We start from the raw sequence: 10623 nt of genomic DNA, 5'->3' as shown, positions 1-10623 counted from the left end.
ACGCGCTCGATCCGGCCGAGCAGCGACTCCGTCACGTCGACGGGCGAGAGCTTGCCCGCACGAAACCGCGCGAGCAGGTCGACGGCGGAGAGCCAGGCGATCTCTTCGGCCATGTCCGGGTTCCTCCGCGCGCCATCTTGCGCAGAAGTGGCGGACGCGTCAAGCGCGGTGGCTCGGGCCCAGCAAGATCCTCCGCGAAAACCGCGGAGACCTTGGTACACTCTCCCCGCGCGTTTGACCCGGGCGCGAATTCACGTCGGCGTATACGGAGGGCCGGACCGCGTGCGTTACGGATTCGTCATCGACCAGCGCAAGTGCATCGGCTGCCACGCCTGCACCGTCGCGTGCAAGGAGGAGAACCAGGTCCCGCTCGGAGTGAATCGGACCTGGGTGAAGTACATCGAGAAGGGCGTGTTCCCGGACACCCGGCGCTACTTCTCGGTGATGCGCTGCAACCACTGCGACGACGCGCCCTGCGTGACGATCTGCCCGACGGTCGCGCTGTACCGGCGGCCCGACGGCATCGTGGACTTCGACGGCGCGCGCTGCATCGGCTGCAAGTCGTGCATGCAGGCGTGCCCCTACGACGCGCTCTACATCGACCCGGAGACGAAGACCGCGGCGAAGTGCCACTACTGCGCCCACCGGGTGGAAGCCGGGCTCGAGCCGGCCTGCGTGGTGGTGTGCCCGGTGCAGGCGATCGTGCCCGGTGATCTCGACGACCCGCACAGCCCGATCGCTCGGCTGGTGGCCTCGCAGCAGACGCAGGTGCGCAAGCCGGAGCAGGGGACGCGCCCGAAGCTCTACTACCTGGGGGCGGAGTCGGCGTCGCTCACGCCCGACCGCCAGGAGCGGCGCGGCGGCTTCGTGTTCTCGCAGGTCTCGCGCATCCCGGAGCCGGGCCAGCGCAACCACGCGGTCGTGACGCCGCCGATGCCGACGGACGACCGCGTCGACCTGCTCGGGCTGGCGCGCACCGTCTACGACGTGGCGCATCCGGAGCGCCCGTGGGGCGCGAAGGTGGCGGCCTATCTCTGGACGAAGTCCATCGCGGCGGGCGCGTTCCTGGTGGCGGCGCTCGGGGTCGCCGGCGGATTCCTCACCGCCGACACCCTCACCGGCCTCGCCGCGCCGGCGATCGGGTTGCTCTTCCTGCTGCTCACGAGCCTGCTGCTCGTGCTCGATCTCAAGCGCCCGGAGCGATTCCTCTACGTGATCTTCAAGCCCAATCCGCGCTCGTGGCTGGCTCTGGGCGGCTTCATCCTGTTCGCGGCGGGCGGGCTCGGCACGCTGTGGCTCCTCGCCGGCGTCGTGGCCAGCCTCCCCGCGCTGCGCGTGCTTTCGGGGCCGGTGGCCATCGTGGCCGCCGCGACCGCCGGGTACAGCGCGTTCCTGTTCGGGCAGGCGGAGGGCCGTGATTTCTGGCAGAGCCCGCTGCTGCTGCCGCACCTGCTGGTGGCCGCGCTCGTCGCGGGCTCCGCGAGCCTGCTGCTCGTCGCGCGTGCGCTCGGCAGCGCGCAGATCGTGGTGGGCGGGCTCGGGCTCGTGCTCTGGGCCTCGCTGCTGGTGAGCGCGCTGGTGCTCTTCGCCGAGCTGCTCACCTCACACGCCACCCAGGACGCGGCGCGCGCGGCCCGGCTGCTCACCCGCGGCCCGCTGCGCCGGCCGCTCTGGGCGGGCGTCGTGGGCGGCGGCATCGTGCTGCCGCTGGTCCTCTTGATGAGCGCGTCGGTGCCGTTCGGCTCCGAGCTGGCCGCCGCGCTCGCGCTGGGCGGCCTCTGGCTCTGGGAGGAGCTATGGATCCGCGCCGGCCAGATGATCCCGCTCAGCTAGGCCGCGGTCCGGCGAGACCTGGCCGCCAAGGAGCAAATGTCGTAATGCAAGACCTGACCCCATCCGAGCCGCTGCATCCGATGGCGCGGACGCTGGCGCCGCGGGCGTCCGGGCTCGAGCGGTTTCCGCCCGCCTCGCGCTGGGACGACTGGGAGGAATTCGACCCGAAGGCGTGGCCGCGGAAGGTCAAGCGGCGCTTCCAGCTCATCCCCACCATCTGCTTCAACTGCGAGGCGGCCTGCGGGCTCCTGGCCTACGTGGATCCGCAGGCGATGAAGATCCACAAGTTCGAGGGCAACCCGGCGCATCCGGGCAGCCGCGGCCGCAACTGCGCGAAGGGCCCCGCCACGCTCAACCAGATCACCGACCCCGAGCGGATCCTCTACCCGCTGCGCCGTGCGGGCCAGCGCGGCGCGGGCCAGTGGGAGCGCGTGACCTGGGACGAGGTGCTCGACGACATCGGCGGGCGCATCCGCCGGGCGCTGGTGGAAGGCCGACAGAAGGAGGTGATGTACCACCTCGGGCGGCCGGGTCACGAGCTGGTCTACCTGCAGCGCGTCTTCCACGCGTGGGGCATCGACGGCCACAACAGCCACACCAACGTCTGCTCCGCCTCCGCGCGCGCCGGCTACGCGCTCTGGCACGGGCTCGACCGGCCCTCGCCGGATCACAGCAAGGCGCGCTTCATCCTGCTGCTCTCCTCCCACCTCGAGGCCGGGCACTACTTCAATCCCCACGCCCAGCGCATCGTCGAGGCCAAGATGGCCGGCACCAAGGTGTGCGTGCTCGACACGCGGCTGAGCAACACCGCGTCGATGGCCGACTACTGGCTGTCGCCGTGGCCGGGGACGGAGGCCGCGCTGCTCCTGGCCATCGTCCACTGCATGCTGCGCGACGGCACCTGGGACCGCGAGTTCGTGCGCCGGTGGGTGAACTGGGAGGAATACCTGCGCGCGGAGCGGCCCGACCTGCCGGTGACGATGGCCGCGTTCGAGGAGGCGCTGAAGGCCCTCTACGCCGACTTCACCCCCGAGTTCGCGGAGCGCGAGTCGGGCGTGCCCGCGGCCCGTATCGAGGAGGTCGCGGGCGAGGTCGGCCGTGCGGGCAGCGCCCTGTCCACCCACATCTGGCGCAACGCGGCCGCCGGCAATCTCTACGGCTGGCAGGTGGCCCGCGCGCTCGAGCTGGTGGTGGTGCTGGCCGGCGCGGTGGCCACGCCGGGCGGGACGGCGCCCAGCGGCTGGAACAAGACGGTGCCGAACCCGCCGATGATGCCACCGCCCGGCAAGATCTGGAGCGAATTGCTGATGCCGCGGGAGTACCCGCTGGCCTTCTTCGAGATGAGCTTCCTGCTGCCGCACTTCCTCAAGGAGGGCCGCGGCAAGCTCGCGATGTACTTCACGCGTGTCTACAACCCGGTGTGGACCAACCCGGACGGCATGTCGTGGATCGAGATGCTGACCGACGAGGCCAAGGTGGAGCGCCACGCCTGCCTCACGCCCACCTGGAGCGAGACCGCGTGGTTCGCCGACTACGTGCTGCCGATGGGCCACGCCTCGGAGCGCCACGACCTGATGAGCCAGGAGACCCACGCCGCGCGCTGGATCGGCTTCCGCCAGCCGGTGCTGCGGGTGGCGCTCGAGAAGCAGGGCCGACGCTTCGACCTCACCTGGCAGGCCCACGAGGCGGCCGGCCTCGGGCAGGTCTGGGAGGAGGACGAGTTCTGGATCGAGTTGTCCTGGCGCATCGATCCGGACGGCGCCCTCGGGATCCGCAAGTACTTCGAGTCGCCCTACCGCCCCGGCGAGAAGCTGCGCATCGAGGAGTTCTACCGCTGGATCTTCGAGCACAGCGTGCCCGGCCTGCCCGAAGCCGCGACGCGCGAGGGCCTCGGCCCCCTCGAGTACATGCGCAAGTACGGCGCGTTCCTGGTCCAGAGCGAGGTGTACGGGACCCACGAGACCCCGCTCACCGACAAGGAGCGCGAGGGAGCCACCGTCGACGCGACCTCGCACCTGGTGATGAAGAACGGCGCGTCGGTGGGCGTGGACGTCGACGGGCAGTGGGCCGGCGGCTTCCCCACGCCTTCGCGCAAGCTCGAGTTCTACTCGCGCACGCTGAAGGACTGGAAGTGGCCGGAGCACGCGGTACCGACCTACGCGCGGAGCCACGTGCACTGGCAGGAGATGGACCGCAGCCGCGGGGAGATGGCGCTGCTGCCCACGTTCCGGCTCCCCACCCTCATCCACTCGCGCTCGGGCAACGCCAAGTGGCTCTACGAGATCTCCCACACCAACCCGCTGTGGCTCCATCCGGAGGACGCGGCGCGCTTCGACGTGCAGACCGGGGACCTCCTCAAGGTCACCACCGAGATCGGGCACTTCGTCGACCGGGTGTGGGTGACCGAGGCGATCCGCCCGGGCGTGCTGGCCTGCTCGCACCATCTCGGGCGGTGGCGGCTCTCCGAGCACACCGGAGGCGAGCGCTGGTCCACCGCGCTGGCGTCGCTCGAGCGGCCCGCCCCCGGGCAGTGGCGCCTCCGCCACGTGCACGGCATCCGCCCGTTCGAGAGCGCCGATCCGGACTCCGGGCGCGTGTGGTGGGAGGACGCGGGCGTGCACCAGAACCTGACCTTCCCGGTGCATCCGGATCCGGTGAGCGGGCAGCACTGCTGGCACCAGAAGGTCACGGTCGGCCGTCCCGGCCCCGACGATCGCTACGGCGACGTGGTGGTGGACACCAACAAGTCGTTCGAGGTGTACCGCAAGTGGCTGGCGCTGGCGCGCCCCGCGCCCGGCCCCGGCGGCCTCCGCCGGCCGCTGTGGCTGCCGCGGGCGTTCAAGCCGGACGCCTCGGCCTACCGGATCGACGGCGCCTAGCTATAGCGAGCCCGTTGACTTCGACGGGAAGCGGGGCATGCTGAGGGCCATGAGCCCGACCCGAGTCGCATCGTGGTAAGTTACCCCGGCCGCGACGTGGCGGAGATCGAGCCCTCGACCGCGGTGAGAGAGAACCCGACGGGGCAACGTTCGACGGGGTGGCGGAGGTGAAAAGCACGTGATCGCACGTGGGTTGCTCGCACTGCTGGTGGTGCTCGGGCTCGCCGGCCCGGCCGGCTCGGCCGACGACATCGACCGGCTGCTGCGGGAGATGAAGCTGGTGGCGGTGCCCGGCGAGCGTCCGCCCGCCATCGCGCTGTCGCGGGTGGACGGCGGCAAGGCCACGCTGGCCGAGCAGCAGGGCAAGGTCGTGCTCGTCTACTTCTGGGCCACGTGGTGCGGCTACTGCCGACGCGAGCTGCCGGCCGGCGTCGAGAAGGTCGTGCGCCAGCGGAAGGGCCAGCCGTTCACCGTGCTGGCCGTGAACATCGAGGAGCCGCGCGACCTGGTGGCCGGCTACGTCCGCGAAGCCGGGATCACGCCGCCGGTTCTGCTCGACACCTCCGGCGCGGTCGCGCGCGCGTATCGCGTGACCGCCACGCCGACGACCTATCTGATCGGGCGCGACGGGCGCCTCGTCGCGCGGGCCGCCGGCACCCGCGAATGGGACGGCCCGGCCGGCCGCGCCCTCCTCGACGCGCTGGTGGCCGCGCCCGCCAAGTAGCCGCGCGCCGCGCCGCCCGATGGCCACCGAATCCACCGTCGAGACGCTCGCCACCGACATCCTGGTGCTGGGCGCCGGCGGCGCCGGCCTCTGCGCGGCCCTGCACGCCGCCGATCGCTCGCCGCGCCTGACCATCACGGTGGCGGTGAAGGGCCTGCTCGGCCGCGCCGGCTGCACCCGCATGGTGCAGGGCGGGTACAACGCGGTGCTGCGGGGCCCCGACTCCATCGACGCGCATCTCGTCGACACCCTGCAGGGCGGCGCCTGGATCAACGACCAGGAGCTGGTGTGGACGCTGGTGAACGAGGCGCCGGGACGGCTGCTCGAGCTGGAGGGACGCTACGGCTGCTTCTTCGACCGCGATCCGGAGGGCCGGATCCACCAGAAGCCGTTCGCGGGGCAGAGCCACGACCGCACCATCCACAAGGGTGATCTCACCGGCATCGAGATCATGAATCGGCTCGCCGAGCAGGTATGGCGACGGCCGTCGATCCGCCCGCTCGAGGAGCATCGCGCGGTCGAGCTGCTGCGGGGTGAGGGCGGACAGGTGGGGGGCGCCCTGCTGCTCGACGTGCGCCGCGGCACCTTCCTGCTCGTGCGCGCCCGCGCCATCCTGCTCGCGATGGGGGGCGGGCCCACCATGTACAAGGTCGTCGCGTGCTCGGCCGACAAGTCTTCGGACGGCATCGCGCTGGCCCTGCGGGTGGGCGTGCGGCTGCGCGACATGGAGATGGTCCAGTTCCATCCCACCGGCCTCATCGTGCCGAACTCCCTCATGACCGGCGCGCTGCTCGAGGAAGGGCTGCGCGGGGCGGGAGGCCGGCTCCTGAACGGCCGCGGCGAGCGGTTCATGCAGCGCTACGACGGGGCGCGGCTGGAGCGCTCCACGCGCGACCTGGTCGCGCGCGCCTGCTACACCGAGGTGCAGCAGGGCCGGGGCACGCCCAACGGCGGCGTGTGGATCGACGTTTCGCACCTGGGCGCCGAGGTGGTGGAGCGAAATTTCCGCGGGATGGTCCGGCGCTGCCGCGACTTCGGGCGCGATCTGGCCCGCGAGCCGGTGGAGGTCGGCCCCACCGCGCACTTCATGATGGGCGGGGTCGTGATCGACCGCGCCTGCCGCACCGACACCGAAGGGCTCTTCGCGGCCGGCGAGGACTCGGGCGGCGTGCACGGCGCCAATCGCCTGGGCGGCAACGGGGTCGCCGAGTCCACCGTGTTCGGCGGCATCGCGGGCGACGTGATGGCCGACTACGTGGTGGGCCGCCTGCTGCCCCAGATTCCGGGCCCGATGGTGGAGGAGGCCTGCGGGGCCACCACCGCGCCGCTCGAGCGCTCCGAGGGCGAGAGCGTCTACCCGCTGCAGGCGCGGCTACGCCAGGTCATGTGGGAGCACGTGGGGCTCATCCGCACCGGCGAAGGGCTGAAGCTCGCGCTGAGCGAGATCGAGGACATCGGCCAGCGGCTCGACGGCATCGCGATCCGCGGCGGCGGCGCCTACAACGTCGCGTGGCAGGACTGGCTCAACCTCCAGAACCAGGCCACCACCGCCTGGCTGATCGCCCGCAGCGCGCTGGAGCGCACCGAGAGCCGAGGGTCGCACTATCGCCGCGACTTCCCGGACACCGCGAGCGACGCGGTGACGGTGCTCGCCGGCTACGAGGACGGCGCCGGGCCCAAGGTCTGGACCGAGCCGGTGCGCTACACCCGGATGAAGCCGGCGGCCGGGCGCGTCTCCGCCACCGTCGACGTCGGCGACTGATGGCGAAGCGGCCGCGACGGATCCTGCGGCGCCGGTGGGCCACCACGGAAGGGTGGCGCGGGACCCGGGCCGGCATGTGGGCGTGGCTGGTCCAGCGCGGCGCCGCGGTGGCGCTGCTGCTGGTGATCGCGCTGCACCTCCGCAACCCGTTCATCCGGCCGGTGCAGGCGGTGCTGCTCGGCCTGGTGCTGCTGCACGCCCTGCTCGGGGTACGCGCGATCCTGCTCGACTTCGGCCTGCCGGTGCGATGGCATCGCAGCCTGCTGGTGCTGGCCGTCGTGGTCGGCGCGGCCATCTTCGCCGCGTTCTGGGGGTGGCGGTGGTCCTGAAGGTCTTCCGCTGGACGCCGGGCTTTCGCGAGCGGATCCAGCGCTTCTGGGTGCCCGCTCGCGAGGGCATGACCGTCCTCGACGCGCTCGTCGACGCGCAGCGACGGCTCGACCCGACGCTGGCCTTCCGCTACGCCTGCCGCGTCGGCATGTGCGGCTCCTGCGCGATGGTGGTGAACGGCCGGGAGCGCTGGGCGTGCCGCACGCTGCTCAAGAGCCTGCGCACCGGCATCGTCACGGTGCGGCCCCTCTACCACTTCCCGCTGATCCGGGACCTGGTGGTGGACATGGCCCCGCTGGCCGAGCAGAACGCGCGGGTGGGCGGCGCCTTCGTGCCGAAAGAGGCGACGCCCGCCGCCGCGCGCATCCCGGCCGGCGCCCCGGAGCGTGGGCGCATCGACCCGGCCATCGAATGCATCGGCTGCGGGATGTGCGTGTCGGCCTGCACCATGGTCGCCAACGACGAGCGCTTTCCGGGGCCGGCCGCGCTCAACCGGCTCTACACGCTGCAGGCGGACAGCCGGGACGGAGCCCACGAGGACCGCTCGGCGGTCATGCTGTCGGAAGACACGCTGACGCGCTGCCACACCGAGATGAACTGCACCGACGTGTGCCCGATGGGCATCTCGCCCACCGCATCGATCCTGGCCCTGCGCCGCCTCGCGGTGCGCGGGTTGTTCCGCTGATCGTCCCGTCGTGAGCCCCGTCGCGGGCTGCCTGTTCTGCCGGATCGCGGGCGGCGAGGAGCCGGCCGCGATGGTGCTGGAGGCGCCCGAGGTGGTGGTGTTCCTCGATCACCGCCCCCTGTTCCCCGGTCACTGCCTGGTCGTGCCGCGCCGGCACGTCGACACGCTCGGCGATCTGCCTCCGGCGCTGACCGCGCCGCTGTTCGACACCGCCGCGGCGGTGGCGCGCGCGATCGAGCCGGCGCTCGAGGCCGAGGGCTCCTTCGTGGCGGTGAACAACCGGGTGAGCCAGAGCGTGCCCCACCTGCACGTGCACGTGGTGCCCCGGCGCAAGGGCGACGGGCTGCGCGGCTTCTTCTGGCCCCGCGGCCACTACGCCTCGGACGCGGAGCGCGAGGCGACCCGGCGCCGGCTCGCCGAGGCGGTCGCCCGCTCCGCCTGAGGCTCAGCCGGCCGCGCGGTGCTCGGCGGGCTTCAGCGCCGCCGACAGATTGCAGGCGCTGTTGATGAGCCCGATGTGCGAGAGGGCCTGCGGGAAGTTGCCGATCTGCCGGCCCGCGCGCGGATCGTACTGCTCGGAGAGCAGGCCCACGTCGTTGCGCAGGGAGAGGAGCCGGTCGAACAGCCGGCGCGCCTCGTCGTGGCGGCCCTGCAGGACCAGGTTGTCCACCAGCCAGAACGAGCAGGCGAGGAACGCGCCCTCGCCGGGCGGCAGGCCGTCCACGCCGGTCTCGGTGGTGTAGCGGCTCACGAAGCCGTCACGGACGAGGTGGCGCTCGATCGCGGCCAGCGTCCCCCGCACCCGCGAGTCGGTGGGGGGCAGGAAGCCCACCAGCGGGATCATGAGCAGGCTCGCGTCGAGGTGCTTCGAGCCGTAGGCCTGCACGAACGTGTTGCGGCCCGTGTCGAAGCCGCGGCGGCAGACGTCGGCGTGGATGGCGTCACGGAGCGCGCCCCAGTGCTCGCGCGGCGGGGCGTGCGGTGCGTGATCCGAGAGCTTCGTCATCCGGTCCGCCGCCACCCATGCCATGACCTTGGAGTGGGTGAAGTGCTGGCGCGGTCCGCGCACCTCCCAGATGCCCTCGTCCGGCTGCGTCCAGACCTCCTCCAGGCGCCGCATGACTCCCGCGATGATGCGACGGCCTTCCGGATCCGGCTCGAGGCCGGCGCGCTCGGCCGCGTAGGTGGCGTCCAGCAGCTCGCCCCACACGTCCAATTGAAACTGGGAATGTGCCGCGTTGCCGATCCGCACCGGCGCCGAGCCCTCGTAGCCGGGCAGCCACCGCAGCTCCAGCTCGGTGAGGCGGCGCTCGCCGCCAAGCCCGTACATGATCTGCAATTGCTCGGGCGTGCCCGCGACCGCGCGCGTCAGCCATCGTTGCCAGGCCCGCGCCTCGTCGAGATAGCCGCCCGCGATCATGGCGTACAGCGCGAAGGTGGCGTCGCGGACCCAGCAGATGCGGTAGTCCCAGTTGCGCACCCCGCCGATCCACTCGGGCAGGGAGGTGGTGGGCGCGGCGACGATGCCGCCGGTGGGCTCGTAGATCAGGGCTTTGATCGTGATCAGCGAGCGCAGCACCGCGTCGCGGTCGGGGCCCTCGTAGGTGGCTCGCCCCGACCAGCGCCGCCACCACGTCTCGGTGTCGCGGATCGCGGCCTCGGCATCGATGGGCTCGGGCGCGGGCACGTTGGAGGGATTCCAGGACAGCGTGATCGTTCGGCGCTCGCCGGCGCGCACCGAGAACTCGGACACCGTCGTGAGGGCCTCGCCGTGAAGCGGGAGGTCGGTGTGGAGCGACAGCGCGTCGGGACCGCCCACCGCGCGGATGCCGTGCTTCGTGCGGCGCACCCACGGCACCACCGAGCCGTAATCGGTGCGGATCACCAGATCCATCCGCATCGGCACCGTGCCGCGCCGGCCGACGACCTGCCGCACCACCATCGGCGGGCCGTCACGCGGCGGCATGCAGTCGACGACGGTCACCGCGCCGGCGTCGTGCTCGAAGTCGGTCTCGAGCACCAGAGTGGTGTCGCGGTACCGTCGCGCGACCGAGCGGCCGCCGGCCGGCGCGAGCCGCCAGAATCCGTGATCGGCCGTGCCCACCAGCGCCGCGAAGCACGCGCCGGAGTCGAAGCGCGGCATGCAGAGCCAGTCGATGGAGCCCGAGCGGGAGACGAGCGCCGCCGTCTCGCCGTCGCCGATGAGCGCGTAGTCCTCGATTCGGTCCGACATTTCCGTGTCAGGAACGGGCCGTCCCTTGACCTCCCAGGGGCGTCATGTTAGCGTAACTCCGGATTTTATCTAGTCGCCTCCTGCCTCTCACCGGGTGGGAGGCGATACGTATGTGTGCGGTCCGCCGACCGGTGAGGGCCGGCAGACGCCGCCCACCGAGACGCATCGGAGGAGGCC

Annotated in this window: 8 protein-coding genes; 7 read left to right on the top strand and 1 reads right to left on the bottom strand. The window is 72.0% G+C overall.

The features are described 5' to 3' along the window. Window positions 1-282 precede the first annotated feature (282 nt). The 7 genes from VKN16_28245 (at window position 283) to VKN16_28215 (ending at window position 8655) form a co-directional block, all read left to right on the top strand. Window positions 283-1833 carry a 4Fe-4S dicluster domain-containing protein gene (locus VKN16_28245; protein ID HME98115.1) on the top strand — a complete coding sequence of 517 codons (1551 nt, stop codon included), beginning with the start codon at window positions 283-285 and terminating at the stop codon, window positions 1831-1833. 44 nt (window positions 1834-1877) lie between these two features. Further along, window positions 1878-4712, top strand: a complete 2835-nt coding sequence (locus VKN16_28240; GenBank protein HME98114.1) for a molybdopterin-dependent oxidoreductase — start codon at window positions 1878-1880, stop codon at window positions 4710-4712. Between the two features lie 178 nt (window positions 4713-4890). After that, window positions 4891-5436: a TlpA disulfide reductase family protein gene (locus VKN16_28235; protein HME98113.1), complete on the top strand. Its 546-nt coding sequence runs from the start codon at window positions 4891-4893 to the stop codon at window positions 5434-5436. 19 nt (window positions 5437-5455) lie between these two features. Continuing rightward, the gene (locus VKN16_28230) at window positions 5456-7198 is read left to right on the top strand and encodes an FAD-binding protein (protein HME98112.1); all 1743 of its coding nucleotides are present in this window, start codon (window positions 5456-5458) and stop codon (window positions 7196-7198) included. Then, window positions 7198-7527, top strand: coding sequence for a succinate dehydrogenase (locus tag VKN16_28225; GenBank protein ID HME98111.1), 330 nt, complete (start codon window positions 7198-7200; stop codon window positions 7525-7527). The genes VKN16_28230 and VKN16_28225 overlap by 1 nt, the downstream gene beginning before the upstream one ends. Then, entirely contained in the window at window positions 7512-8213 is a 702-nt protein-coding gene (locus VKN16_28220) for a succinate dehydrogenase/fumarate reductase iron-sulfur subunit (GenBank protein HME98110.1), read from the top strand. Before VKN16_28225 ends, VKN16_28220 begins: the two co-directional genes overlap by 16 nt. A gap of 10 nt (window positions 8214-8223) precedes the next feature. Further along, window positions 8224-8655, top strand: a complete 432-nt coding sequence (locus VKN16_28215; protein ID HME98109.1) for an HIT family protein — start codon at window positions 8224-8226, stop codon at window positions 8653-8655. 3 nt (window positions 8656-8658) lie between these two features. On the opposite strand, the gene VKN16_28210 is transcribed toward VKN16_28215, so the two are convergent. Then, window positions 8659-10446: a glycoside hydrolase family 15 protein gene (locus VKN16_28210; GenBank protein ID HME98108.1), complete on the bottom strand. Its 1788-nt coding sequence runs from the start codon at window positions 10444-10446 to the stop codon at window positions 8659-8661. Window positions 10447-10623 lie beyond the last annotated feature (177 nt).

Source organism: Candidatus Methylomirabilota bacterium (genome assembly GCA_035315345.1).
Lineage (GTDB): Bacteria > Methylomirabilota > Methylomirabilia > Rokubacteriales > CSP1-6 > CAMLFJ01.
This window is presented reverse-complemented; position numbering and strand designations above follow the sequence as displayed.

Bases quoted from the DNA above. Each gene is read 5' to 3' on its own strand.
- VKN16_28240 (HME98114.1), top strand. From the start codon at position 1,878: ATGCAAGACCTGACCCCATCCGAGCCGCTGCATCCGATGGCGCGGACG.
- VKN16_28230 (HME98112.1), top strand. From the start codon at position 5,456: ATGGCCACCGAATCCACCGTCGAGACGCTCGCCACCGACATCCTGGTG.
- VKN16_28225 (HME98111.1), top strand. From the start codon at position 7,198: ATGGCGAAGCGGCCGCGACGGATCCTGCGGCGCCGGTGGGCCACCACG.
- VKN16_28210 (HME98108.1), bottom strand. From the start codon at position 10,446: ATGTCGGACCGAATCGAGGACTACGCGCTCATCGGCGACGGCGAGACG.